27 protein-coding genes are annotated in these 26507 nt (G+C 53.6%); 6 read left to right on the top strand and 21 right to left on the bottom strand.

The genetic code is table 11. The features are described from left to right. Nucleotides 1–2: 2 nt before the first annotated feature. From AV656_RS14835 to AV656_RS14810, 6 genes are read right to left on the bottom strand one after another with little or no spacing between them, the layout of a single operon-like run. Entirely contained in the window at nucleotides 3–239 is a 237-nt protein-coding gene (locus tag AV656_RS14835) for a hypothetical protein (RefSeq protein WP_063183432.1), read from the bottom strand. A 36-nt stretch (nucleotides 240–275) separates the two neighbouring features. Further along, complete coding sequence (locus tag AV656_RS14830) at nucleotides 276–1535, bottom strand: ABC transporter permease (protein WP_063183429.1); 1260 nt, start codon at nucleotides 1533–1535, stop codon at nucleotides 276–278. Continuing rightward, a complete protein-coding gene (locus AV656_RS14825) occupies nucleotides 1528–2427 on the bottom strand; it encodes an ABC transporter ATP-binding protein (protein ID WP_063183426.1) in 900 nt (299 codons plus the stop codon). The genes AV656_RS14830 and AV656_RS14825 overlap by 8 nt, the downstream gene beginning before the upstream one ends. A 52-nt stretch (nucleotides 2428–2479) precedes the next feature. Further along, nucleotides 2480–2791 carry a hypothetical protein gene (locus AV656_RS14820; RefSeq protein ID WP_063183423.1) on the bottom strand — a complete coding sequence of 104 codons (312 nt, stop codon included), beginning with the start codon at nucleotides 2789–2791 and terminating at the stop codon, nucleotides 2480–2482. A gap of 2 nt (nucleotides 2792–2793) precedes the next feature. Then, nucleotides 2794–2991: a helix-turn-helix transcriptional regulator gene (locus AV656_RS14815; protein WP_063183420.1), complete on the bottom strand. Its 198-nt coding sequence runs from the start codon at nucleotides 2989–2991 to the stop codon at nucleotides 2794–2796. A 9-nt stretch (nucleotides 2992–3000) separates the two neighbouring features. Then, nucleotides 3001–3390, bottom strand: a complete 390-nt coding sequence (locus AV656_RS14810; RefSeq protein WP_063183417.1) for a DUF2178 domain-containing protein — start codon at nucleotides 3388–3390, stop codon at nucleotides 3001–3003. A gap of 194 nt (nucleotides 3391–3584) precedes the next feature. On the opposite strand from AV656_RS14810, the gene AV656_RS14805 reads away from it, so the two are divergent. Further along, a complete protein-coding gene (locus AV656_RS14805) occupies nucleotides 3585–3770 on the top strand; it encodes a YhzD family protein (RefSeq protein WP_063183413.1) in 186 nt (61 codons plus the stop codon). A 53-nt stretch (nucleotides 3771–3823) separates the two neighbouring features. Here AV656_RS14805 and AV656_RS14800 read toward each other — a convergent pair whose 3' ends face one another. Next, on the bottom strand, nucleotides 3824–4606 hold the full coding sequence (locus AV656_RS14800; protein ID WP_063183410.1) for an enoyl-CoA hydratase: 783 nt from the start codon (nucleotides 4604–4606) through the stop codon (nucleotides 3824–3826). Nucleotides 4607–4795: 189 nt separating this feature from the next. On the opposite strand from AV656_RS14800, the gene AV656_RS14795 reads away from it, so the two are divergent. After that, complete coding sequence (locus AV656_RS14795; protein ID WP_063183406.1) at nucleotides 4796–5206, top strand: VOC family protein; 411 nt, start codon at nucleotides 4796–4798, stop codon at nucleotides 5204–5206. A 54-nt stretch (nucleotides 5207–5260) separates the two neighbouring features. On the opposite strand, the gene AV656_RS14790 is transcribed toward AV656_RS14795, so the two are convergent. The 6 genes from AV656_RS14790 to AV656_RS14765 form a co-directional block, all read right to left on the bottom strand. After that, complete coding sequence (locus AV656_RS14790; RefSeq protein WP_063183403.1) at nucleotides 5261–6772, bottom strand: coproporphyrinogen III oxidase; 1512 nt, start codon at nucleotides 6770–6772, stop codon at nucleotides 5261–5263. Nucleotides 6773–6859: 87 nt separating this feature from the next. Beyond that, the gene (locus tag AV656_RS14785; protein WP_063183400.1) at nucleotides 6860–7747 is read right to left on the bottom strand and encodes a sugar phosphate isomerase/epimerase family protein; all 888 of its coding nucleotides are present in this window, start codon (nucleotides 7745–7747) and stop codon (nucleotides 6860–6862) included. Then, nucleotides 7731–8804, bottom strand: a complete 1074-nt coding sequence (locus tag AV656_RS14780) for a Gfo/Idh/MocA family protein (protein WP_063183397.1) — start codon at nucleotides 8802–8804, stop codon at nucleotides 7731–7733. The genes AV656_RS14785 and AV656_RS14780 overlap by 17 nt, the downstream gene beginning before the upstream one ends. Nucleotides 8805–8960: 156 nt before the next feature. Next, a complete protein-coding gene (locus AV656_RS14775) occupies nucleotides 8961–9308 on the bottom strand; it encodes a YlbF family regulator (RefSeq protein ID WP_063183394.1) in 348 nt (115 codons plus the stop codon). 14 nt (nucleotides 9309–9322) lie between these two features. Then, entirely contained in the window at nucleotides 9323–10465 is a 1143-nt protein-coding gene (locus tag AV656_RS14770; protein ID WP_063183391.1) for a DUF445 domain-containing protein, read from the bottom strand. 76 nt (nucleotides 10466–10541) lie between these two features. Continuing rightward, the gene (locus AV656_RS14765) at nucleotides 10542–10931 is read right to left on the bottom strand and encodes a ferritin-like domain-containing protein (protein ID WP_063183388.1); all 390 of its coding nucleotides are present in this window, start codon (nucleotides 10929–10931) and stop codon (nucleotides 10542–10544) included. Nucleotides 10932–11004: 73 nt separating this feature from the next. Here AV656_RS14765 and AV656_RS14760 point away from each other — a divergent pair, with 73 nt between their 5' ends. Further along, a complete protein-coding gene (locus tag AV656_RS14760) occupies nucleotides 11005–11208 on the top strand; it encodes a YheE family protein (RefSeq protein ID WP_063183853.1) in 204 nt (67 codons plus the stop codon). A gap of 290 nt (nucleotides 11209–11498) precedes the next feature. Beyond that, nucleotides 11499–11648, top strand: a complete 150-nt coding sequence (locus AV656_RS16445; protein ID WP_156484885.1) for a hypothetical protein — start codon at nucleotides 11499–11501, stop codon at nucleotides 11646–11648. A gap of 47 nt (nucleotides 11649–11695) precedes the next feature. On the opposite strand, the gene AV656_RS14750 is transcribed toward AV656_RS16445, so the two are convergent. The 8 genes from AV656_RS14750 to AV656_RS14720 form a co-directional block, all read right to left on the bottom strand. Beyond that, nucleotides 11696–13495, bottom strand: coding sequence for a serine hydrolase (locus tag AV656_RS14750; RefSeq protein WP_231877317.1), 1800 nt, complete (start codon nucleotides 13493–13495; stop codon nucleotides 11696–11698). A 432-nt stretch (nucleotides 13496–13927) separates the two neighbouring features. Continuing rightward, nucleotides 13928–15202, bottom strand: a complete 1275-nt coding sequence (locus AV656_RS14745) for an MFS transporter (protein ID WP_082818781.1) — start codon at nucleotides 15200–15202, stop codon at nucleotides 13928–13930. A 103-nt stretch (nucleotides 15203–15305) separates the two neighbouring features. Next, a complete protein-coding gene (locus AV656_RS14740; RefSeq protein ID WP_063183382.1) occupies nucleotides 15306–16976 on the bottom strand; it encodes a M20/M25/M40 family metallo-hydrolase in 1671 nt (556 codons plus the stop codon). Nucleotides 16977–17011: 35 nt separating this feature from the next. After that, nucleotides 17012–17281, bottom strand: coding sequence for a hypothetical protein (locus tag AV656_RS16440; protein ID WP_156484884.1), 270 nt, complete (start codon nucleotides 17279–17281; stop codon nucleotides 17012–17014). Nucleotides 17282–17332: 51 nt separating this feature from the next. After that, nucleotides 17333–19090, bottom strand: coding sequence for an ABC transporter ATP-binding protein (locus AV656_RS14735; RefSeq protein ID WP_063183378.1), 1758 nt, complete (start codon nucleotides 19088–19090; stop codon nucleotides 17333–17335). Beyond that, nucleotides 19083–20831, bottom strand: a complete 1749-nt coding sequence (locus tag AV656_RS14730; RefSeq protein WP_063183374.1) for an ABC transporter ATP-binding protein — start codon at nucleotides 20829–20831, stop codon at nucleotides 19083–19085. Before AV656_RS14730 ends, AV656_RS14735 begins: the two co-directional genes overlap by 8 nt. A 490-nt stretch (nucleotides 20832–21321) precedes the next feature. After that, entirely contained in the window at nucleotides 21322–22515 is a 1194-nt protein-coding gene (gene chrA / locus AV656_RS14725) for a chromate efflux transporter (RefSeq protein ID WP_063183371.1), read from the bottom strand. 95 nt (nucleotides 22516–22610) lie between these two features. Further along, on the bottom strand, nucleotides 22611–23804 hold the full coding sequence (locus AV656_RS14720; protein WP_082818780.1) for a class I SAM-dependent rRNA methyltransferase: 1194 nt from the start codon (nucleotides 23802–23804) through the stop codon (nucleotides 22611–22613). Between the two features lie 199 nt (nucleotides 23805–24003). Here AV656_RS14720 and AV656_RS14715 point away from each other — a divergent pair, with 199 nt between their 5' ends. Together AV656_RS14715 and AV656_RS14710 are read left to right on the top strand one after the other, a co-directional pair. Next, on the top strand, nucleotides 24004–25350 hold the full coding sequence (locus tag AV656_RS14715; RefSeq protein WP_197462264.1) for a hemolysin family protein: 1347 nt from the start codon (nucleotides 24004–24006) through the stop codon (nucleotides 25348–25350). 158 nt (nucleotides 25351–25508) lie between these two features. After that, complete coding sequence (locus tag AV656_RS14710; protein WP_063183362.1) at nucleotides 25509–26387, top strand: cation diffusion facilitator family transporter; 879 nt, start codon at nucleotides 25509–25511, stop codon at nucleotides 26385–26387. Nucleotides 26388–26507: the final 120 nt, after the last annotated feature.

Below are 26507 nucleotides of genomic sequence, written 5' to 3'. Positions count from 1 at the left end.
TCTTATTCTATCATATCAGGGAGAGCTTGGAAATGAGATTTGCCGTGTACCTGCCGGCAAAATTCGCACCATGATGCCGTCGGCTGACCGTTCGTCACTTTCAGAACGGGATTCGTCACTTTCGGAAGCTCTTTCGTCACTTTCAAGCAGTCATTCGTCACTTTCGGAAGCTCTTTCGTCACTTTCAAGCAGTCATTCGTCACTTTCGCACGCCCTTTCGTCACTTTCATCCGCTCCAATAGAAAAACCCCCGCCGGAGCGGGGGCGGAAATCTCTTATTCTTTCCCCAGCTGAAGCGCCTTTTTCAGGTCTTTCAGCGAGCGGGACGGGCCATACATGAGGACACCGCCCTTGTAGACGCGAGCGCCGAACCAGCCCAGCACCGCAATCGTCAGCACCATCAGCCCGATGGCGAGCGCCGGCTCCCACCAAGGGAGGTCGAGCAACCCGACACGCAGGAACATGACAAGAGGTGCAAAAAACGGCACATAAGAGGAATACGTTACGAATGCAGCGTCAGGCGTAGAGAGCCCCATCGCCGCGATAATGAATGCCACTACGATAATCATCGTAAGAGGAGTGACGAGCGAGGTGACGTCCTCTGTACGGCTCACAAGCGACCCGAGGAGCGCCGCAAGCACCGCATAGAGGAAATATCCGAGGACGAAGAACAAGATTGCATAGATAATAGTGCCCGCCGCGATGTCCCCGAGACCCATCTCCGAAAAGAAGCTCTCGGAAAGATCGGATACGGAAGAAGACGACCTGATCGCCAGGTATCCGGCTAATCCGAATAGCAGCATCTGAGTCAGGCCAAGCATTCCGATGCCAAGCACTTTCGCAAACATGTGCTTCACCGGGGAAACGCTGGAGATCAGGATCTCCATAACCCGGGAGGATTTTTCGGTCGCCACTTCCATCGCAATCATGTTGGAGTACATGATGACCGCAAAGTAGATGAGGAACATGAGCACATACACGAGGATGCGCGCCTGGTTCATTTCCTCTTCCGTCTTGCCGGAAGCAGTAACCGCCGTCTGCTCAAAACCGACCGGTTCGAAGAGCGCCCCAGCCTGTTCAGGTGCGAGTTCCATCTCGGCTGCCCGCATTTCGGTCTGCAACGACTGCAGCGCTTCCTGAAGCATCATCGGGAAGCCGAACATCTCCGAGCTTTCCGACACATATTCCGCTTGGATTGAATCGCCGCCCGGTACCTGGAGGATCAGGAATGAATTAATTTCGCCTTCTTTCAGCTGATCTTCAAGCGCATCACGGGAATCACCCGTCACTTCAAATTCAGTTTCCTCGCCCATTGCCGTAAGCTGCTGGCCGAGCCGGTCCACGAGCGCTTCGTTGTCAGTCACAACCGGGATCGCCGTATTCTCTTCCTCACCGCTGTCAAACGCCTCGATGATCGTCGTGATGTTCGCCAGCAGGAAGATGCCCGCGACAACCACGGCTGTTGTAATGAGGAAGGTCTTGGACTTCGCCTTGCTCATGAAGGCTTGCTTAAAGATGATCCAGAAATCACGCATGCTCGTTCCCCACTTTCGCAATGAAGATATCCTGCAGAGACGGTTCCTCGATGCTGAAGTGGCGGACCGGGCCGGCCTTCAGTGCTTCCTGCAGCAACTCGTGCGCCGTCTCGTCATCCGTCACCTGGAAGACCGCCCCATTAAGTGCATAGGAAGCATTCCGGACACCCGGTACGGACTGCAGCCCTGTCAGGTCATGGTCGGAGCGGATCCGTACATTCTGCCGGCCGAACGACCGCTTGACATCGCGCAGGGACCCTTCCACGATCTGCTGCCCTTTGTGAACGATGCTGAGCTGTTCGCACAGCTCCTCAACGTGGTCCATCCGGTGGCTGGAGAACACGATCGTCGCTCCCTGGTCTCGGACGTCCTTGACTGCGCCTTTCAGCATCTCGACATTGACCGGGTCGAGGCCGGAAAACGGTTCATCAAGGATGACCAGCTCCGGATTATGCATGAGTGCTGCGATTACCTGGATTTTTTGCTGGTTCCCTTTCGAAAGCTCCTCAACTTTTTTATTCAAGTACTGGGGAACTTCAAAGCGGTCCAGCCACTTCCGGATCGCGGCCTTTGCATCGCTCCGCTTCATGCCGCGGAGTTCACCGAGAAAGATGAGCTGCTCTTCAACCTTCATCTTTGGATACAGCCCGCGTTCTTCCGGCAAGTAACCGATGGTGTGACTTGTACCGTAATCGATTGGCTGCCCCTTCCAGGTGATGCGTCCTTGTGTCGTGTTAAGGAGCCCGAGGATCATCCGGAACGTTGTCGTCTTGCCCGCGCCGTTCGCTCCGAGGAATCCGTACATCGTTCCCTCCCCGATGGCAAGCGACAGATTGTCGACCGCCGTAAACTCCCCGAACTTCTTCGTTACGTGATTTAATTCGAGCGCCATGATCTCTCCCCTTTCATTTCCTTTACGGTCCGTTCCCGCTGCAGGTTTCAGATTAATGCTTGTTCGAGGCGATGGCCGCGCCGACAATATATGAAATCATGTGCAGCATATAGACCGTCATCAGGACAAAGAATGCCGTCCCGACCGGTTCGATGATCATCACGACTGTCCAGGCAACGAGGATCACAATAGTCGTCACCACCCAGGAAAACGACCTGGCCCAATTGTGGATTGCATAAAACCGTTCGTCGTATCGCCGCTCCTTCTTTCCTTTCCTCCAGCTGAAGAACAGGACAATTCCCGCGATTGCCAGACCAAGCGGCAGGCCTGCCAGAAACGAACCGAGTTCAAACCCTTCGTACATGGTCACTCCTCCTCCGGATCAAATAAGTCTTCGATACGGCAGCCGAACACGGCAGCCAGCTTGAATGCCAATTCAAGCGACGGATTGTACCGCCCTTTCTCCAGCGAGATGATCGTCTGCCTGGATACGCCGAGCGCCTCGGCCAGATCGTCCTGCGTCATCCCCCGCTCGGACCGATTGTCTTTGATATAGTTTTTCATGGCCGCCTCCTACATCCTTCTCGTCAAGACAATCGTGACCAGTGTGTGGGTCAGTCCGTAAAATACAAAGATCCCAAACACGGCCTGCAGCGCCGTCCAATCGGTCGGGTTCGATGCCATTACCGTAATCAGGACAGCGAGCGCGACGATGAGGATTTGGGAACTGTAGAAGGACGAACGTTCGGTAATTCGGCGCCATCGTTCATCCTTTCTGTCCCAATGCGGGAAGACCATCAGATTATAGTAAATGGGAATCAGCATCATAAAAGGAATAAGTGCCGAAATCCAGCCGATCTCACCGTGCTGAAGTTGGCTGATCACTCTGGATAAGCCCCAGAGTCCGATGACCAGCATCAGGGCAATCAAGAACCATTTAGAAATTCTTTCACTCGGCTTCATTTCTTCCACCTCCTGTTTTCCTGCGCCTTTACTCGGCGTCTTTAGCATTACACATCCCTATTGGCCGAAGTAAAGCTTCCTTTACGTAAAGCTTACTTTACCTTATTCACAACGTCAAGCAACCTTTACAAAATTCGTTCATCTTTTCAGAATATCTTTTATAATGAGGATAGAAGTGAAAGGGGGATGCTGAAATGCGAACGTACAAACTGACGGCATACAAGCAGGACGGGGAACTGATCACGGAGGAATCGTTCCAGGCGGAACATGACGACGCGGCGAAGGAAAAGGGACGCGCCCTCCTTGAGGAAAAGGAATTGTCCGAGCAGACTCACCGCCTTGCTTCTCCGGAAGGCAAGCTGCTGCTGTTCCATTCCTGATACGAAAAAAACCCGCAGCATCCGACTTGACGGATGCTGCGGGTTTCCTATTTTTATTGTCCTGTAAATGCCGGCTTGCGTTTCTCAAGGAACGCCTTGATGCCTTCTTTATGATCGGCAGTTTCCTTCATCGCCTGCTGGGCATCGGCCTCGAGCTCGAGAACGCTCCGCAGCTCCTCCAGGCGGGACGTGTGGAGGATGCCCTTCGATGCGATCATGGCACTAATCGGTGTGGACAGGAGCTTCTGCGCCATCCCTTCCGATTCTTTATGGGCGGTGCCGTCCTGAGCAACCTCGTCGATCAGTCCCCAACCTGCCGCCTGCTCGGCCGGCATGACATCGCCCGCCCAGATCATCTGCTTCGCTTTCGGAACGCCGATGCGCTCCTTCAGGAAGAAGTGGCCGCCGCCATCCGGCACGAGGCCGATCCCGATAAAGTTCATCGCAAGCTTCGACGACTGTTCCGCGATGATCACATCGCACGCAAGGACGATGCTGAATCCAAGGCCCGCTGCTGCGCCATGCACCGAGGCGATGGTGATCTGCGGCAGCGTATAGAGCGCGATCGCCAGGCGGCTGACGTCTTTCATGACGACACTCAGGTCCATCGGGCTTTCCGGGTCGATCATCTCCTTGATGTCGCCGCCCGCGGAAAACGCACGGCCTTCGCCTTTCAGGATGACGACCTGAACGGAGCGGTCCTCTTTTAGTTCTTCAAATGCATCGGCAAGTTCCTTCATCATCGTGCTGTTCATTGCATTCATCTTGTCGGGGCGATTCATCACGACACGGGCCAGCTTGCCGTCCCGTTCAAGCCGGATTGTTTCGTATGCCAAAAACGACACCTCTTCCTATAGATATGAATAGTCGTTCACCACTATAGCCTTTCGGTACCGTTCAGGCGTTTCCCTTTATTTAAGTCAGAATTTATAAGAAACTGGTTGATGACGAGTGGCTATACCACCATCAGAACTCTCGGATTCGCTATAATGAAATGGAATGATTGTCTCAGGGAGGAATTCAAAATGAAAATCGGAGGCATCTTTGTCCCGGTATCGGACTTAAACCACTCTGCCGATTGGTATGAATCCCATCTCGGACTCAGGCGGATCGGCGAATGGGAAGGCGGCATCGGCTATGCGCTGCCGGACGGCTCCGCACAGCTTGCCCTCGTGCGCACGAAAACCCATCAGGGCACGGAATTCTTGTTGGATGAAAAAGAGCGGCATGTGTTTTTCAACCTGCTCGTGCCGGATGCCCGCGCACTTCACCTTCAACTCAGTACCCGCGCGGTCGTCACCACGCCGATCAAAGAGGAAAACGGCATGAAATACTTCGACTTCTTTGACCTGGACGGCAACACGTTCAGCGTCGTGGAAGAAGATCCGGGCTCGCCTTTCCACCCGGATTACCTCGGAGAAAACCCCAACAAATGAGAAAAGAGACCAAACCGCAAACTGGTTTGGTCTCTCGTATTTCCTGGGACATCTTTATTTTGCCGGCACCGCTCCGCCGAACAGCTCGTCCAGCATCTCGAGCTTTTTGTCAATTGATTCCGAATAGCTCAGGATGTACGCGGACGGGTCTTTCGGGTTGTGGAACTGGGTGATGCGGCCGGTTTCCGGATGGACAAACTTGCTTGAAGCGCCGCAGCCGAGACCGATGATCGTCTGGACTTCTTCCATGATGACGATGTTGTAGATGCTTTCTTCGCCCGGCTTGGAATAACCGACGTTCTCGAGGTTGCCGAGGATGTTTTTCTGGCGGTACAGGTAGTACGGGACATATCCGTTCCGTGCGGTCCAGTTTTGTGCCATATGCATCATGTTGACGACGGTGTCGCGGTCGGCCACTTTGTACTTCCAGCGGTTGCGTGTCATCTCGGACGCCCGCTTGAATGACAGTGTATGGACGGTGAGCGATTCCGGCTGGAGCTTTTCCGTTTCGGCGAGCGAGTGCGCAAACTCCTCTGTCCCTTCGTTCGGCAGGCCGATGATCAGGTCCATGTTGATGTTGTTCATGCCCATCTCGCGGGAAAGGTGGAACTTGTCGATCGTCTCCTGCACCGTGTGGAACCGGCCGATCGCCTTCAGCGTCTCGTCTGTGTATGACTGGGGATTGACGCTGATCCGGTCAATGTTCCACTTTTTCAGAACGTCGATCTTCTCCGGCGTAATCGTGTCCGGACGCCCCGCTTCGACCGTGATCTCACGGACGTTTTCGATGTCCGGGAATGACTTGTAAAGCGTCTCGTAGAGTGCGTCCATCTCATGCGCCTCGATTGAGGTCGGCGTGCCGCCGCCAAAGTAGACGGACGTCACTTTAATGCCGCGCTCTTTCAGCCAGGCACCGATCTCTTCAATTTCCACATGAAGGCCGTCCAGGAACGACTGGACGCGAGTGCCGCGCCGCGGCAGTGCATAGGCCGGGAAGGTGCAATAGGCACACTTCGTCGGGCAAAACGGGATGCCGATGTAGACGCTGACTTCCTCGCCGATCCGGTCAAGATCCGGGATCATCTTCAGCTGCCGTGCGACGATATCTTTCATCAGCTCGATCTTCTCCGGCGTGATGCGGTAATCGCTGATCAGCCGATCCGCAATTTCCTCGTGCGTGAGTCCCTGACGGCGCATTTTGTGGTACAGCTTTGTCGGGCGCATGCCGGTCAGTATGCCCCACGGCTGGATCAGTCCCGTCGACTGTTCAAGAACATCGAGGAAAACATGGGAAAGCACCCGCTTCAGCTGGCGCTTCTTGGCTTTCGGATCGCCGCCGTGTACAGCCGCTTCTACATAGTGAGCCATGAATTCAGCCTGTCCGTCATGAAGGACGGCCTCTCCGCGGATCACGCCGTCTTCTTCAGTCCAATCCATCGAGATGGAGACGCCGTCTTCCGGATTTTCCTTCACCATTTCGGTTTCCTCATAGAACAGGTTGGCGATATTCTGGAACATGCGGACCCAGTCCTGCTCGAATGTCTGCTTTATATAAATCGGTTTCATGTTGTTCTCCTTGTTTCCGTGGATTGAAAAGCTCCGTTTATTATAGCAGACGGGCCCGCCGAATTCATTCGCTTCCACCGCTATAACTCACGGCGGATTCCGGTACTTGTTGATGAACCGGACCGCTTCCGAGATATCCCGGACCGGATCCGTCCTCACTTCCCGCTCCACGGTCAGGTATCCGCCGTATCCGATATCCTGGAGCGCCCGGAAGTAAGCGTTAAAATCAACTGACCCCTCTCCGGGCGGGACCTCCCGGAAATAGTCTCCCCGCTCCACCATTTCCGCAATCTCCCCGTGAGAGCCGCCCCGACTGTAGCCGTGCATGCCGTAAACATCCCTCGGATCGGCCGGGCGGAGCCGGATGCCGTCTTTCACATGGGTATGAACGATATACTCATTCAGTACATGCACCCCTTGCACAGGATCATCCCCGGTGACCATGACCAGATTCGCAGGATCAAAATTCACTGAAACTCCATCACCCGGAAGGCAATCCAGGAACTTCTTCAGCCGGTCACATGTTTCCGGCCCCGTCTCGATCGCGAAATACCCGTCCCATCCTTTTGCGTAGGAAGCCAGTTCCCCGCAGGCTTCCTGCATCACGGCATACATCCTGCCGGTCTCATCCCCGGGAACGATCCCGATGTGCGTCGTCACAATATCCGTACCAAGGTCTTTGGCAAGTTCAATGATCCGCTTCGACTTTTCGATCTTCGCCGGGTTCGCCTCCGGATCCTGGAACCCGTGTCCGCCCAGATCCCCGCAGAGTGCCGAGACTTCCAGACCAAGATCATCGATGAAAGCCTTCAGCTCCCGCCTTTTGCCGGGGCTCATTTCCGCCGGGTCCAGTTCTCCGGACACCGCATACATTTGTACGCCGTCAGCTCCCAGTTCCTTCGCCTTCACCAACGCCTCCCGCACCGGCAGCCTTAAGTTATCCGTGATGATTCCGATTTTATTGTTCAGCCTGATCGTAAACGACCTCCTTTCCGGTTTTTGATGATTCGTAGATACCGTCCAGCATCTTCATCACTTCAATCCCGTCCACAAGCGGCGCCTCCGTTTTTCCTCCGTCGAGGCAGCACGAGACAAAATGGTCGATTTCCGCCCCGAATGCCTCATCAAAATCAATCGATAAATGGTCGATCTGCGGGTGGATGTTCAGAATCGTGTTGTTTTGTTCGGTCATGAGGACCAGCTCCGGCTCAAGCTCCGCCCCGCCCTTTTTCCCGAAAAGCCGGATTCCGGTCTCGTCCTTTTTTGCGTGCAGGCTGAACGAGACGTCAAGCATGAGTGTCGCTCCGTTTTTAAATGTGATCATCGCCGCCGCCAAATCTTCCACGTCATTCCGGTCAGCACTGTAATCCGCCGCCTTATAAAAGGAAAGGGCCTCCACATTCCCCCGGTTTCCGAGTTCATTGAATGTCACTCCCTTGATCCGGGCGACTTCCGGCTTCCCCATCAAATACCAGCAGACGTCGAGCAGATGAACCCCGAGATCGATGAGCGGCCCGCCGCCTGACCGCGAACGATCTGCGAACCATCCGCCGGGATTTCCGATCCTGCGGAGCTGCGTGCCTTTTGCGTAATAGATCTTGCCGAGCAGTCCGTCTTCGATGAATGTTTTCAGCACACGGGTCCCCGCCGCGAACCGGCGTACAAATCCGACCTGGAAGACGATGTCCGGGTCCGACGCTGCATCCGCAATCTGAAGTGCGTCCGGGTACGACATCGCGAGCGGTTTTTCCATTAAAACGTGCTTCCCGTGCTCAAGTGCCTTCACGCCAAGTTCCGCATGTGTGTGGTTCCACGTGCAGATGCTGACCGCATCCACTTCAGGATCCGCAAACACTTCATCAAGGGAACGGAACACTTTCTGCACTCCGTAGCGTGCCGCCTTCTCCGATGCCCGGTCCAACGACAAATCATACACCCCGTACAACTTTGCCCGATTGTTACGTTTGTACGATTGCAAATGAAAATCGGAAATCATTCCGGTGCCGATCACGCATACATTCAGTTCATCCACTGGCAGCTCCCCTCTCATTTGCCTGCCTGCTCCAAGTCATTACCCATTCACTTTCCTACATTGTATGGACAGGCGGCGAGGTTCACGACAGAAGGGAGAGAAAACGTCAAAAAACCGCCCGGAAGGCAAAATGCCCCGGACGGCTTGGATGCTTTATTAAATTTGTTCATAAAGGGACTGCACCGGCTTCATGAGGATTCGGTTGACGTCCTCAATAATGCGGCTCAGCTGCATTTCCGCCTGAAGCATCCCGGCGATTTTCGGATTGTTCTGGGCAAGCTGCGCCGTTTTCTGTGCGTATTCCAGCACGTCCCCGTCAATTTCTTCGCCTGCCATCTGCTTTTGCTGGAGGTCCATCTGGATCTTCCGGAAGTTCCGGAAGATATTCAGTGCTTCTTCGTCCGCCCTGACGGTTTCGATTGCCCGGACAAGCGCAGCGTATTCATCCGTCTTGCGGAACGTCGCTTCCAGCCGGTTGATGTCGTCATAAATATTCACTGCCATTTTCACCACTCCAATCAATTAATGAGCAAAGACAAGATTCCCTGGAAAACACCGATCATGCCGCCGAGGACTGCCCCGAGCACGGTGATCATCTTGAACTCCCGCCTGGAAATCCCAAGCACCAGGTCTTCGAGCCTGGATACCGGGAACGAATCGACCTGCTCTTTTACCATCTCGTCAATCTTCAGGCGGCCAAGCGCCTCTTCCATCTTTGCTTCCGCCTGGCTAAACGCGAAGTCGGTGAGGGCGGGTGTCACATTCCGTGCCACCCATGCCTCCCCTTCCGGCCAGTAATCCTTCAGCGTGCGGTCCAGCCGCTCGCCCGCGGCCAGCTCTTTCCTGACATACCCGAGGACCGATGTCTTCAGCCCTTCCCAGTCAAATCCGCCGATCAGTTCCTCGACCGGGCGGTTTTTCAGCTTTTCGAACTCTCCCTCAATGAGACCATCAAGGAGACGGGCGGTTCCGGATGCGGAAAGGAACTTCAGCCCCTCCCTCTGGATCTTGTCGACGAGGGTCTCCGAGTTGCCGAACAGCGACTGAAGCATCCCGCCGATAGTTCCGCGGGATTCCAGGAAATCATCGAGCATTTTGCGGATCGTCAGCCGACCTTCCGCTGAGTTCACGTATTCCACTGCGCGCGACAGGATATAGCGACGGATTTCCGGAAGCTTCTCTTCTGCCTCTTCCATCCAGCGGGCGGGCACCCGCTCCGCGACAGTGCCGGTGAGGAGGCGGGCCTTCGCCTCCTCAAACTTAACATCGACAAGGCGGAGCGCAACGGCCTCGATTTTCTCATCCGCGCCCCTCATACCCGCCATATCCAGCCAGTCCGATAATGTCTTGTCCCCGCCGAACACGTACTTGCCGACCAGGCGGCCGATGACGACCTCCGCCTTTTCCCGGACAGCCGGTGTAAACAGTTTATTGCGGAAGGTATCCGGAGTCAGGAGGTAATCCACGACAATGCGGCCGAACTGCCTGGCCAGTTCATCGCGGCGCTTCGGGATGAGTCCCGGAGTAAACGGCACACGCCAGTTTCCGATATATCTTGCCTCGTGGGGACGGAACAGCATCTTGATCGCCAGATGGTTCGTGATGCCCCCGATGATGGCACCGATTACCGCCATCATCGTGATGGTCAGAAATACGTTCAATCACTTCACCTTTTCCTGTTGGTGTCCGTCCTATTATAACAGACAGAGTCTCATACAGAAAAAGGAACGCCACCGATCAAATGGCGTTGTACATCATCGAAAACCGGATGGCATGCTCCATTTCGTCATGCATCGCGATGAACAGCGGATTGATCCCTTCCTGGAGCGGTGATTCCAGCATCATCAGCTTATACTTGTCGGTGGCCTCCAGCTCGTCCCGGATCGCCTGCTTGAGTGCTCCCTTCAGATTGTCCACCGGTCCCGGCTTCCTGAGGCTTTGAACGTAATCGCCCGTCAGCATATAATAGAGCTGTTGGAACATTTCGTAATGGCTTTTCTCGTCATCTATCGCATGCTGGAAAAAGTCAAGCCAATACCGGTCATTTGTGAGCGAAGCCATCGACTTGTATAAGTAGTATGCCTTGTACTTGTCCTCGATCGCCTCGCGAAGCTGATCGGTAAACACACGGTCGCATCCTTTCGTTATCTTTCCACCAAGGTATGCGTTTGGGGCGGCCATCATGAAAGGGATGAGGGACATGCTTCAGCATTTCACGTACAAGCCGATGTTCGAAGGAGGCCAGCTCCCGGGCTGGACGTTTTCCTTCCATTATAAGAATAAGCGTTATTCCGGCGACTATCGCCAGGACGGCTCGATTGTCTGGACCGGCGAAACACCGCCGGACGAGGATCAGGTAAAAAAGATGATCCACGAGCTCATGACCTTCCACGTCTACGAGTGAGGGCTTGTTTCAAGTTTCCCGCTATGTTGCAACTCTGGCTTCCTTATTGCATTTCGGGGCCGCTTACTTCAAGTCGAGTGGCCATATTGCAAGTCGTGCAGTCTTGTTGCAAGTCGGGCTTCCTTGTTTCAATTCGCATGGCCTTATTGCAAGTGCGGCGCCCTTATTTCAACCCGGGAAGTCTAATTGCATGTCACCATCTTTTGTTCAAAATCGAACAGTCAACAGGACCGTTTGATTCGGGGCTTTGCCGGGAATACTTTGAGTATTACCGGAAGGAGGAATTCCCGATGGGAGACAGCAAATCACAGAACAACTTTGAAGAAAAAGACCGGCTGAACGAACAGCAGCGACGCGAGCAGGAAGCGATGAAGGACAAGGCCCGCGAGCCGAACGAGCAGAATCGGATGATTAACACCGCAGACAACCAAAGAAAATAAACGCCAAAAGCCTCCACAGCCGAATAGCCGGATGTGGAGGCTTTTATTCATAAATAAAATTCCCAATACAGGATGTTCCCGCTCAGTACGACAGCGGTCATGACCGTAATGATGATTATGGATGTTCCCCGTTTGTCGATCTGGTTATATCTCATGTGAAATAGGATGAAGCCGCTTAAGACCACTGATCCGGCCATATAGAACAAATTGGCGGTCAAGAACGGTTGAATGGCTGAATAGGTGGTGATCGATACTGTCTGATACCCAATCCATACGATATTGAGCGCCACCAGTATATTTAAAACATGCTGCATCAACAAAAATCGGTTTTTCCGTATCCTTCTTAGAACGGAAAAGAGCATGAAAACAAATGAAAACAGAGCAGCGAGGGCCCCGAGAACAATCGCTCCCCACTCCAGAAGATGTTGATAAAGAGGAATGTAGAGCAAGTCCGATTGTCCGGACGATAACTTTTTCTCATTTCCCGGCTGTCCGGAATAAACATCCAGTGCATAGGCACTGAAATCGTCCTTTGTCAGATAAACGCCAGGTTCGGCCTGCAAATAATACAGGCCGTTCATCGTGAGATCATGTTCACCCGCCGGTTCCGCTTTGCTTCGCAAGAGCAGTCCATACACTTTGCTGAATCCGTGTTGAGGTACGCGAGCCGGTTCGTATATTCCTTTCCACTCAGATGAGTCCTCCAAGGTATTAGGTCTATCATTATGTACGTATTCACCGAAAACGATATTTGGAATCCCTAGTGTATAAGCACTCTCATATGCCATATTTGTCATGACTAATACGCCGGTGCGTGTCTGTATGTCCACGTAGAATGAAGAACTGAAAGCAACGGTATTTCCTCCGTGGCCAAAAACCTGCCTGCTTTGGGACGGCAAGAAAAACAGCCCATTGGCGATCCGGGGCACATTCGTATCCGGATAATATAAAGAAGGCTGGAATAGAGAGTCAATTGTATGGGGCTGCTGAAAAAGAAGGGCCCCACCACTCAACAGCTCTTGCATCAGCTTTTGAAGATCAGAAGCAACGCCCATCACACTTCCGGCCGGATACAAGGGAATCACGTAATTGTTCGGTTCAATCAATTCCAGATCACCTGTATAGCCTTGTACTTTTTTCCGTTGCTCTTTCACCCATTGATGGTCATCTTGTTCGGGGTCAATTGCGGTTCTCGTCATTTGAAGGGGAGCGAAAATGTGCATCTGAACATATTCACGGAAATCCATTCCACTCACTTCTTCAACAACGTAAGCAGCCAGGCCTGCTCCATAATTTGAATACGCAACTACCTGACCCGGAGGATACACATGCTGAACATCCGCGGCTTCCAGCGCATCTCTTAGTGACGTTTTGCCGGTCGGGTTCAGGATCACTAAATCCGTATAACTATCATCGAAGCCCGCCGTATGATTCATCAGATGTTGCAATGTAATGGTACTGTTGTACAACGGGAAATCCTGAGGAAGATACGTTGCGATGTCCTCATTCATATCAAGCAGCCCGGCCTCTTCCAACTGCAAAATACTGATCCAGATGAGGAGCTTGGAAACAGATCCCCATTCAAAGATCGTTTCTTCATCGACCGGGATCTGCCGCTTGATATCGGCATACCCATCTATCAGGTTCATAACTTCATCTTCATTGATGACGATCACGGCTACGCCTGCCGCCTTTTCCCCATGTTCCTTTAGATAATCCGATAATGTACTTTCCAACACTTGTTGATCTGATGCCGACAAGGCTGGTTTGAGATTGAGTGTAAAGAACATGAAAATCAGAGAGGCACAGACGTATAGACGAACCGATTGAGGACCTTGAATGTTCACCGCTTATCAAACCACACTCTCTGACTTCTGTTTTTAACCCAGATCAATCTAAAGCCTTGTGACACCTTACACGAGAACCCATTATTTTCAGTCTATTCTAACACATATCTACTAATGCTCTCCGTTAAAAAAGCTCACCCTCGCAGCCGTTTTCTTTACCAAACCCCCACAACAGACAAAGAATAGCCCCGGGCTGCCGCCGGGGCCAAATTCATTTTCCATTTACACTTACCTAGCGTAGAAAACATGTAATTTCAGATCAATGCATATCAATAAATATGACAAATTATCTCTTCCACAAACTGGGGGCCTTAATAGAAATGTTCATGACCATATCGCCATTAATCATCATGTATCTGTTCTTTCTCGGAACCATCTGGCTGGTCGCTAGGGTCATTAAAAATGCATGGAAATAGTAAATGATTGACCTTCCTACTCCCCCGCCAGCTTTCTCCTGCCGAACACCATGTAATAGTAGATGGACGAGATCATATACAGAACGCCTGTGATCGTGAACGCCCACGCGTAACCCCAATACGATCCGTAAGCGACGACAAGACCTGCGGATACCGGACCCATCGCCGCCCAGCCTACCTGGAACACGGTCTGGTTGACGGAGTTGGCGAGGCCTTTGTATTTGTCGTGGACAATTTCCATCGAGATGGCGCTCTGAATCGGGTTTCCGGCGTTCATGAGCGCCTGGCGCATGAGGAATCCGAGGGACGCCAGTCCGAGTGACATCGTATAGGCCGTAAGGAACAGAAACGGGATCGATGTGAGCTGGAAGAAGATGAGCGCCTTTACCTTGCCGACCCGCTTGACGAGTGCCGGGCCGATCATCATCGCGACGGCCGTCATCGCGGATCCGAGCGACAGGATCAGACCGATATAGGCGTTTGATGCACCGAACCGGTTTGCAAAGTACAGGTTCAGGTATGGAATCACAAGCCCTGACCCCAAACCGATCAGCAGATTTGCAAGCCCGAGATGGAAAATCAGCCGGACGTTCCGGCTGAGCGAGGCCTCATCCGGCTCCCCTGGCTCCGGTGGATCGGGGATCCGGTCGGCAGTCACCTGCGGCTGTTCCGATTTCTTTCCGCCGGACAGGAAAAACAGCGGCAGGATGCCCGCTGTAAAAACTGCCGAGCCTGCCAGCAGAGACCAGCGAATCGCCTCCACTTCAAACAGTCCGAATGACTTTTCCAATACGTCCGCGATGACGCCCCCGCCCAGGCTTCCGATCACGCCTGCCACGGTGACGAGCGAGAAATAAAGGCTGAACAGATGGACCCGTTCCGAAGCTGTCGAGTTCTCCGCCAGGAACGGTACACCGGACACCTGGACAAAGGCCATCGTCAGGCCGGTCACGAATGCGGCCGCCACGAGCGTGCTTTCTGCTGTCTCCACCGAGCGGTAGAACAAGGTCAGCATCGTGAATGCCGACCCGCCGATCAGCAGCCACTTCCTGCCGAAGCGGTCGCTGAGCAGTCCGGCCGGAATCAGGATGATGGCGGTCGCGAGCGCCGTCATCGAGATGATGCTGCCGTTCACGGTTTCCGGCATGCCGAGTGCCTTGATATACAGATTGTACATGACGGCAAATACCCCCATCCCGATCTGGATGAGGATATTGGCCAGTATAAACAGCCGGACGTTCCGGCTGAACCCCGAGACCTTCTTTTTCCATTCTTTCAGCCAATTGATCATGGAGGGGCCCCTTCACTTTCCACTTATTTCGATAAGCGAATTATACGGAATTGGAAAGGAAAAGACAATAGAATGGCAGGACTTTATTAAAACGCCCGACTTTTTAAATAGCTTCCTTTTCACCTGTACCGATCAGCAGCTCAATCACCCGCCGGGTCAATGCCGGTACGACTTCAAACGAATAAGTCATTTCAGCACGCTCCATCTTGCTGTGGGCATCCATCCCGTATGGCCCGATATTAATCACCGGAATCTGCAGCTGGCGGATAGCGTCGTAATCGACGAAGTGCTTGGTGCCCCAGGCAGGATTATTGTCCCTGACGGCCCCGATCCCCTCTTCATCGTCACTGATGGATACAAAGCTCATGTCTGAAATATGGGGGAAGAAGTTTCTGACCCTAATCGGATGAGGATACAGGGGCTTGACTTCCTCAATCGCCCGGTCCAATGCCCTGTCCAGCGCTTCTTCCTCTGCTGTCTCTCCGGTGATCCGGACTCTTGGTGAGTAAAGAGATGAGTAGAACAGGACAATCGCAGGCGATTGGTCGGCCATCCACTTCCAGGCTTCTTCCACCACCCTCACGGAATACATCCTCACGTCCAAACCGTCATCCTCCAGGAGAGCCTCTTTGAATTGATCCATATGATCCGTAAACGGCCTTCCATGTTCGCGGACCAGCTGTTCTACCAATTCTTCAAAAGTAAACACTCTCGGTTCCCATGGAATTCGGCGAACCGGTTCGCCGGTGGATGCGCAATATTGCCGATATCTGGTTTCGTAAATGGATAAGGCATTCCCAAACGCGGTCAGTGCCTCCCCTTTCAGCTTCTCCAATACATCCTTAGGCGTCCATGAATGGACGAAGAAATTGTAATAAACAAAAGCGGACAAGGCTGTCTGAACCGTATAGCCCGGCTTGAGGTCGGTCTGTTTCAGAGAGACCGGAGGGACGGTCACTTCGCCGTCCGCTTCATCACAAAGTACCGGATTGTAGCTGATCTGCCTCGTCAGTTCTGCTGCGACAAGGTTGGGATCCAGCCCCTCGAAACAAGAGCCTACATGGGCTTCGGCTCCTGTGATGAAGAAAGAAGGAAGCAGTTTTCCGACGGTTCCCCGATAGACGTAGCGATTCCTGTCGTCTGCATGGCGAGGGGATACGAAGTCTGCATTGATGGCCGCCACATAACTGAAGCCGTGCTCCTCTTTCCATTGGCTGAGAATGTTTTGCGCGGATAGTATTCCGTGGGAACTGTCCTCCTCATCGCACTCCGCAAGGTACACCAGGTTGCCCTCCAGCTTTTCGGGGTGCTCGGAATAGTACTTCAGCAGGTATGTATTGCTGGCCAGCCCGCTTTTCATATCCAGCACACCCCTTCCAAAAAGCCAGTCGCCGGATTCAAGCTGTTCCCTCACAGAATCGGTAAGTTCCTCATTCCGGAGCTTTTCCATCAGCCGGTCAGGGTGGCAGGCGTCCTCCTGCAGATGAACAAAGTCATCCGTCCCGACCGTATCCAGATGCCCCATCAGGAGCACAGTGCGCCCGCTATTCCCTTTTGTCCCTTTCACGTATGCCATGACATTGTATCGTTCCCGCTCATCATCCGCTGTCCGGGAAAGAATCACCTGATCGGGATGGTCTTTAAAGTACGGAAAGCCGGCAATCAGGTCATGGAGAGTTCGGGCAAGCAACTTTTCCCCATCCGTATTGACGATACTTTCCTGCTGGACCAGTGTTTTTGTTATGGAAAGGATTTCTTCCCTGCTTGAGCTCATTGGCCTCGTTCCCCTTTCGTTCTCTATATATTCCTTCAAATTATTATCGAAAGAATAGCAAGAGTCAATCTCACATTTTCTGCAAAAAACGCACCCGGCGAGAAATCGTCGGGTCCGCTCCCGCTCCATTCAATTTCGTCATTCGCAGGCCCAATTTCAGCGTTCACCGCTCCAATTTCATCATTTACGGCAAAAATCTCGTCATTTGCAACCGGTCGGCTGTGAATGACGAGATTTCCCTTGCGAATGACGAAACTGAATTGACGAATGACGAGATTTCCCGGGTGAATGACGAGACTGATCAAATTCCGGACTGTGGAACTGATTGGACCGTGCCGTCGTCACCCGAGCCTCTGTCAGCCCGTCTTCCCTGCAGCCTGTGAACCGGCCTGCAGCTTATACATCTGTGCATACTGGCCGTCGTAGGCGAGAAGCTGGTCATGTGTGCCGAGCTCGACGATCTCGCCGCGGTCCAGCACGATGATGCGGTCCGCGTTCTTGATGGTCGACAGGCGGTGGGCGATGACAAATGTCGTCCGTCCTTTTTTCAGGACATCCATTGCATGCTGGATGATTTCCTCCGTCTCGGTGTCGATATTCGACGTGGCCTCATCAAGGATGAGGATTGCCGGGTCGAAAGCGAGGGCCCTGGCGAATGAGATCAGCTGGCGCTGCCCTGCGGACAAGGTGCTGCCCTTTTCCACGACCGGCTCATCGATGCCGCCCGGAAGGTTCTTCAATACCCGGTCACCGCCGACTGCCTCAAGGGCGCGTTCCACGTCTTCTCGGGAAATCCGCGGATCATCCAGGCTGATGTTCGAACCGATCGTTCCGGTGAACAGGTACGGATCCTGAAGGACGATGCCCATATGTTCCCGTACCGTCTGGCGGGACAATTTGGTAATGTCTGTACCGTCAATCACAATCCGGCCCTTCGTAGGATCGTAGAAGCGGAACAGCAGGTTCATGATCGAACTCTTGCCGGACCCGGTGTGACCGACGAGTGCCACCGTCTCGCCCTGCTTCGCCTCGAAGTCGATGCCTTTCAGAACGTACTCTTCTTCCTTGTAGGCGAACCAGACATTCTCGAAACGGACGTTCCCTCGGTAACGGGCGATCTTGTCGTCGCTTACATCTTCCCCTTCCTGGTCGAGCAGTTCAAATACGCGCTCCGCCGCGACAAGCGAATGCTCGAGGCGGGAGAACTGGTTGACGATTCCCGTAATCGGGTTGAAGAGGCGCGTGATGTAGTCGACGAACGCATACAGCGCACCGACGGAGATCGCCGCCGGAGCGGAGAGCGCCACATTGCCGAAGTAAACGATAAACGCAATGAACGTCATTGACCTCAGGACGTCGACCAGGTTGAACGACGTCGCTGAGTCGAGGAACAGCAGCTTGTTCTTGTAACGGAAGTGCTCATCATTCAGTTCATCGAATTCCTTCTCCATCTGTTTTTCCCGGCGGAAGGCCTGGATGATCGTCATGCCCTGGATGGCTTCATTGATCATCGCGTTCAGGTCACTGACCTTCCCGCGGATGATCCGGTTGTACTTGGATGCGTACTTCCTGTAGGAGATCATCCAAATATACAGCACAGGAATGAGAAGAAGCGTGATCGCCCCCATCGCCGGCTCTAGGTATAGCAGCGCAGCGAAAATCCCGATCATGTACATGCCGCTCGTCGCGAACTGTGACAACACGGTAACATACATATCGCGGATTGCTTCCGTGTCGTTCGTGATCCGTGCGACCACCTTGCCCGCGGGCAGGTTGTCAAAGTAGCGGACAGGAAGGGTCTGGATCTTGCCGTAAACTTCGTTCCGCATCTTCTGGATAATGCGGTTCGCCCCTTTCTGGAGAAGCAGGTATTCCATATAGCGGAACACAGCCGTGACCACCGCCAGGCCCATGAAGACCGCAAGCAGCATCAGGATCGGGGCAAATTCCATTCCGCCCCCTTCACTGCCTGCAATATGGTCATCGATGATCTTTTTGGCGATCAGCGGTCCGGCAAGATCGGCCGCAACAGCGAGTGCCAGGCAGATCACGCCGGGAATGACATATCGTTTCTGGTCAGTTGCATAACGGACCAGCCGTTTTCCCTTATTCATGATGATCCACCTCCCCGATCTGTTGCCGGTCGAATTGTTCGCGGTACCAGCCGCCTGTTTCCAGGAGGGACCCATGTGTCCCTTCCTCGGTGACTTTGCCGTCTTCCATGACGATGATCCAGTCTGCATGCTCGATCGCGGACAGCCTGTGCGTCGTGATGATCGTCGTCTTGTCTTTTCTGCCCTGCCGGATGTTTTCGATAATTGCCGTCTCGGTCTTGGCGTCGACCGCCGACAGTGAATCATCGAGAATCAGGATATCCGGGTCCTTAATGAGTGCACGGGCAATGGAGATCCGCTGCTTCTGGCCGCCCGAGAGCGCAACGCCCTTCTCGCCGACGAGCGTTTCAAGCCCCTGGGGCAACATCGCCAAGTCCTTCCGGAAATGCGAGAGGCGGATCGCTTCGTCGATTTCCGCATCGGACGCGTCGGGCTTGCCGAACAGGATGTTGTCGCGGATGGAACGTGAAAACAGCACATGATCCTGCGGCACATAGCCGATCCAGTCCCGTACTTCATCCTTTGTCAGGTCATTGACGGAGACGCCGGAAAAACTGAGTTCCCCGTCCCCTGCCGGATATTCCCGGAGCAGCTGTCGGATGAATGTCGTCTTTCCGCTGCCGGTCTTCCCGACGATGCCGAGCGTCCCCCCGCGCTCAAGGCGGACTTTCACCCGGTCCAGATTGACCGATGATGACTGTGGGTAACGGAATGTCACATCATCGAACGTGACATCATCCGGATGTCCTGCCCGTTTCGGCTGATCCGGATCCCGCACGTCTTCCAGGTAGGACAGCGTCTCGTGGACCCTGTCGAGGGAGGCACTCCCCCGCTGCATGATGTTGATCAGTTCCCCGATCGCGATCATCGGCCAGACGGCCATTCCAAGATAGACGTTGAACGTGACGAGGTTTCCGAGCGTCATCTCGCCGGTCGAGACGAGAAACGCTCCATAGCCGAGGCCGATTGCGTAACTCGCTGCGGTGAGCACCTTCGATGTCGGCGCAAACAGCGCATCGATCCGCTCGACCGCCATGTTCTTCTCGTACACTTCTTCCGTTTTCTTTCTGAACTTCTCTTCTGTTGCGCGCTCCTGGACATATGCCCGGACCACGCGTACACCTGAAACCGCCTCGAGCACGTCATCGTTCAGCTCGCCGAATGCGTCCTGTGCAACGACATAGCGCTCGTGGATCTTCTTACCGAGCACCTGCATGATGATCGCCAGGATCGGCAGCGGCAGGATGGCCGCAAGGGTCAGCTTCCACGAGACGAGGAAGCCGGCCGTCAGCAAAATCGTCGCCAGATAAAGCGTCGAGTCGATCAGCGTCATGATGCCGAACCCGGCCGTCTCGGAAATGGCTCTCAGATCGTTTGTCGAGCGGGCCATCAGGTCACCCGTCCGGTTTTTCTCGTAAAATGTCGGAGTCATTTTCAGGAAATGTTTCATGAGCCGGCTCCTGAGGACACGTTCAATCACATTTGCTCCGCCGAACAGCTGGTATTGCCAGATAAAGTTCGAAGCGTAATTGACAGCCATGACGAGGGCCATCACGCCGACGAAGGCCATAAGAAGCCCTTCCGTCATGTCGCCGCGGTACATCGTGTCAATGGCCCGGCCGATCAGCCAAGGCGGAACGACGACGAGGATGTTGGTGAAGGTAAGCAGGATAAGTGCCACCGTGTACCGCTTCCAGTTCTCCTTGAAGAACCAGTTCAGTTTAAATAAGACTGAGAACATTGGTTATCCCTTCTCTCCCTGGCGGGGACTACCCGCCTTCTTTAGATTCCTTGACCAGAATTTTGCGTTCTTTTGTAATGCACATCACCATTTCTCCTTTCCGGTTTTCGCTTTGTATTCAGCGCGCAAATGCGCGGTGATACCTAAAAAAGGCGCAAAAACGCGCCCCCGAATCATGGAGGCGCGCTCAATGAAAAAGGGTCCGGCAGGCATGCCGGACCCCATGTATTGACACTGGTGCCGTCAGATTACGGCCGCAGCGCGGGCAGGCATGGCGATATGCAGTTGGTTGTCGAAACCGATTGAAATGATCATGTTGTACATCGTCCATACCTCCTTTTCCGTTGGTTTTGTTTTCCTTAACAGACTACCCTTGTGGATAAGTCCTTGTCAACTGTTTTCAGAGAAATTTTTCAATTCCCACTTGACTTATTAATTTTGCCCATGAATGGGCACTGTTAAACCAAAATGTTTAATTGTGGATCCAGATTCAAAGGAATACATGGATCAGGGCGCCCAGTACGCCCGCCACCACCACGACGACCCATGGCGGAGTTTTCTTGAACTGGAGCAGCCAGAAACAGAGTGCCGCAACTGCAACATCCCAAACCGAGAAGATCGAGCTCGGGATGACCGGATTAATCAGAGCCGCCGCAAGAATCCCCACGACTGCGGCATTGACGCCGACCAGCGCCGCCCTCAGCCAGGTTTTCTTGCGGAGTACCGACCAGAACGGCAGTGTTCCGATCACGAGGAGGAACGACGGCAGGAACATCGCGACAACCGCGACGAGCGCGCCTGGCACGCTATCCATGATCATTCCTATGTATGCCGCAAGCGTAAAGAGCGGCCCCGGTACGGCCTGCGCGGCACCGTAGCCCGCGATGAATGTCTCAGCGTCCATGTATCCCTGCGGCACCACTTCCCGCTCAAGCATCGGAAGGACGACATGACCGCCGCCGAAGACGATCGAGCCGACACGGTAGAAGATATCGGTGATCGACACGAGAATATGATCAGTGGTCTGCCGGAGCAGAGGCAAAAGCGCGAGCAGGGCGAAGAACAGCCCCCATGCTGCCGCACCAGCCTTTTTCCCGATTGGCATCGGAATGGTCGCTTCTTCCCCGCCGTTCCCTTCCTGGCGATTCCGATATAGGATATAACCGATGAGACCGGCCAATACGATGATGCCGATTTGTCCCCAAGCGGTCGGCACCAGAAGAACGCCGGCCGCTGCAAGCGCGGCAAGCACCATCCTCGGCAAATCAGGCGTCAGGTTCTTTCCCATCCCGATGAGCGCGTGGAGGATGATCGCGACCGCGACGATCTTGAGGCCGCGGATCCAGCCGGTGTCAAACGGAACATCACCAGCAACAAGATATGCAAACAGCATGAGAATGATGACAGATGGTATCGTAAAACCGAACCAGGACAGCATCGCACCTCCGATGCCGCCGCGGATCAGGCCGACTCCGATGCCGACCTGAGAGCTTGCCGGCCCGGGAAGAAACTGGCACAGCGCAACAAGATCCGCATAGGCCCTGTCATCGAGCCACTGCCGTTTTTTCACATATTCGTCCCTGAAGTATCCGAGATGGGCGGCAGGCCCTCCGAACGACGTCAGACCCAGTTTGAGCGACGCCGACAAGATTTCGCCATACCGCCCTCTTTCCTTCTTTTCCATACAAAAACTCCTTCCAAAAAAGATGTCCACCCTATCCTAACGGACTCTGTCCGGGAGGTGGAGCATCTTAACACACTCTTAACAAAACTGTCCTTTTATCGGTCCGCACGGATCACCGCGACTTTCAGATAATCGGATTCCGGTGAATTCTTCGGCGTGCGGAAATCAGCCGGAAGCCGGTACTCCTTCAGGATACGGTAACTTCTGCCGCTTGCCTTAAACGCCTTGTCGATGAAGGTCTTGAACTTTTTCATTCCAAATCCGGCATGGTTCGTCGAGGCGATCACGATGCCGCCCTTTCCCGTGATGGCAAGAACGTCCTCCAGCAGACCGGCATAGTCTTTCGCAGCGCTGAACGTGCGCTTTTTGGACCGTGCAAAGCTCGGCGGATCCAGGACGACCAGGTCGAACTCAAGCCCCTTCCGCCCGGCATACCGGAAATAGTCAAACACATCCATCACGACAATATCCTGTGCCTCATAGTCGATGCCGTTGACGGCGAACTGCTCAATCGTCTTTGGCAGGCTCCTTTTTGCAAGATCGACACTGACCGTTCCCTCAGCACCGCCGAGGACCGCCGCAACCGAAAATGCCCCTGTATAGGAAAAGGTATTGAGCACTTTGCGGCCCGCCGCATATTCGTCCCGGATCGCCTTCCGGACATCCCGCTGGTCCAGGAAAATCCCTGTCATCGCCCCGTCATTCAGGTCCACGGCAAAGTTCATTCCGTTTTCTTTCACGATCAATGGAAACTCAGGCTTGTCACCCAAGACAAAATCGTCCTGCTCCATATACTGGCCTTTCAGGTCGAACCGCTTTTTCTCGTGGACCGAACGGACTTCCGGCATTTCTTTCAGGGATTCGTAGACATATTTGCGCATCGAATAGATGCCTTCGCTGTACCAGCTCACCATCCAGTGGCCGGCATAGTGGTCAATCGTCATCCCGCCGATGCCGTCGCCCTCCCCGTTGAACACACGGAACGCCGTTGTGTCCGGGTCTTCAAAAAACGGCTTCCGGCGGTCCGCCGCCTCACGGATTTTCCGGGAGAAAAAAGCCATGTCTATGGTTTCCCGCTCATCGCGGGAGAGCACCCATCCTGCGCCTTTGTTCTGAAGACCGTGATAGCCTGTGGCTACATACCTGCCCGACGGATCCTCCAGACGGATCAACGTCCCCTCAGCTCCGAATAAAGACGGGTTCCGTACGGCATCCTTCGGTATAACCGGCTGTCCGGCACGGATCGCCTCTGCTGTTGTTGCATCCACTTTTACACTGATCATGTTCATTATTCCAACTCCATATTCCGGTTTTCCCCATTATCGCACGCCTGCACAAAATAGACGAATTTGCGGAGGCTGGAAGGATTTTATGATTGTCTTTTTGCGGGTGCAGATTTATCATTGAAAGTAACTCACTATTTTTTACATTCACAGGAGGTGTACACTTTGTCCTCCCCCTCATTCGGGTCATGGACAAAGGAGTTATTTGGACATTGCCATACGATTGGCAGCATTTGCTGCCTTAATCGCCTTCACCGCGTTTTTTGTCGCGAGTGAATTCGCAATTGTGAAAGTCAGGACGACCCGCATCGACCAGCTGATCGCCGAAGGAAACCGAAAAGCCGTTCGGGCGAAGAAAGTCATCTCCAACCTGGATGAATATCTTTCCGCCTGCCAGCTCGGTATTACGATCACTGCACTCGGTTTGGGTTGGCTCGGGGAACCGACAGTGGAGAGGCTGCTCCACCCCCTTTTCGATCGCTTTAACATTGAGGGGAACGTCTCCTCACTGCTTTCGTTTATCATCGCATTCTCGGTAGTAACGTTCCTGCACGTGGTTGTCGGGGAACTTGCACCGAAGTCGATTGCCATCCAGAAGGCGGAAGCGATCACCCTGAGCTTTTCCGGTCCTCTCGTCGCTTTCTACCGGCTCATGTATCCGTTCATCCATACGATGAACGGTACTGCACAATGGCTGATCCGCCTGTTTGGTTTCAAGCCGATGTCGGAATCCGAAGAAGCGCACTCCGAGGAAGAATTGCGGATGATTCTCTCAGACAGTCTGAAAAGCGGAGAAATCAACCAGTCCGAATATAAATATGTAAACAAGATCTTCGAGTTTGATGACCGGATCGCCCGTGAAATCATGGCTCCACGGACAGAGATGATGACTGTCGAACAGGACATGACACTCCGGGAAGTTCTGGATGTTATGGGTGTCGAGCAGTACACACGCTACCCGGTGACGGATGGCGACAAGGACCATATCATCGGCCTGATCAACATGAAGCATCTCCTCACCGCCTATATCAAAGATCCGGCAGCCGGCGACCGTCCGGTGACCGACTTTCTGCAGCCGATCATCCGGGTAATTGAATCGATCCCCATCAGCGAATTGCTTCTTAAAATTCAGCGTGAACGGATCCATATGGCCGTGCTCATGGATGAATACGGCGGCACGAGCGGTCTTGTCACGATCGAAGATATCCTCGAAGAGATTGTCGGAGATATCCAGGATGAGTTTGACGTCGATGAGGTGCCAGATGTTCAGACAATCGGCGAAGGTCATTATATCTTCGATGCAAAAATGCTCATTGAGGAAGTAAACGACATCCTCGGCATCCACATCGATGAAGAGGACATCGATACAATCGGCGGCTGGTTCATGGCCAAGCGCTTTGATATTGTCAAGGGCGAAAAGATCCTCGAGCAGGGCTATGAGTTCCTCGTCAAAGACATGGAAGGCCACCATATCCTCTACATCGAAGTACAAAAAGTTGAAAGCGAACCTGAACCGCTGGCGGCTGAAGATGCCGCCGCTGCGGAGTTCTGATTTGCTCCCGGAAGCCCTGCTTCCGGGAGTTTTTTGTGTACACCGGGTGCATTACAGCATCCCGTTTACCGGTCAAGGGAGGCTTCCTATTTTAAGTTTCCGCCGGGAAAACATCCAGTGGAAAATTGGGGTATACTGAACAATCTGGAGGTGGGAACATGGACCTTTATTCAAACCTTAAACAGGGAGAACGCGGGGCCTGGGTCAGCATCATCAGTTATGTTGTGCTGAGCACCGTCAAGTTCATCGCCGGTGTCGCCGGATCGTCCGAGGCACTGAAGGCGGATGCGCTTAACAATACGACAGACGTGATCGCCTCTGTGGCGGTACTGATCGGGCTTCGTATCTCCCAGAAGCCGCCGGATGACAATCACCGATACGGCCATCTCCGTGCCGAAACGATTGCCTCCCTTATCGCCTCCTTTATCATGGCGGCTGTCGGGCTGGAGGTGCTGACAGACGCCATCGGTTCCATCTATAGTGAAGAAGCACAGACGCCTTCCCCATTTACCGCCTTTGTCGCACTCGCAAGCGGGATCGTCATGTATGGCGTGTATCGGTACAATCTTAGGCTGTCCAAAAAAATCGGAAGTTCTGCGCTCAGGGCTGCTGCACTCGATAACCGCTCCGACGCCCTCGTAAGTCTGGGTGCAGCTGCCGGGATTGGCGGAGCCATATTCGGCTTCCCGGTGATCGATACGATCACAGCACTGATTATCGCCCTGCTAATCCTGCTGGCTGCGGCATCGATTTTCAAGGAAGCCGTCTACACGCTCACAGACGGATTTGACGAAGAAGAAGGAGAAGCGCTCGCCCACCTGGCCACTTCCGTTCCTGGGGTGATTCGCCTAAAGGACTTTAAGGGACGGATGCACGGCAATATGATCTTCATCGACCTGACTGTCACTGTCGATCCTTCATTAGATGTCGTTGAAAGTCACCGAATCACCGAGCAGATCGAACGAAGGCTGCAGAAAGTGAAGCCGCTATCCACCGTGCTCGTCCACATCGAGCCGGAATTTCAAAAAAAGCCATGAACCCTTGGGGATCATGGCTTTATCTAAAGGTGAAAACAAAACAAATTGAAGAATAAACAGTCGGCCGCCATCGTTTACCGATCTGCTATGTTACGAAGACATCAGATACGTCACGACCAC

Origin of the sequence: Bhargavaea cecembensis, assembly GCF_001619585.1 — a bacterium.
GTDB lineage: Bacteria > Bacillota > Bacilli > Bacillales_A > Planococcaceae > Bhargavaea > Bhargavaea cecembensis_A.
Note: the sequence above shows the minus strand (reverse complement) of the source record. Positions and strands in the feature narration are given on the sequence as shown.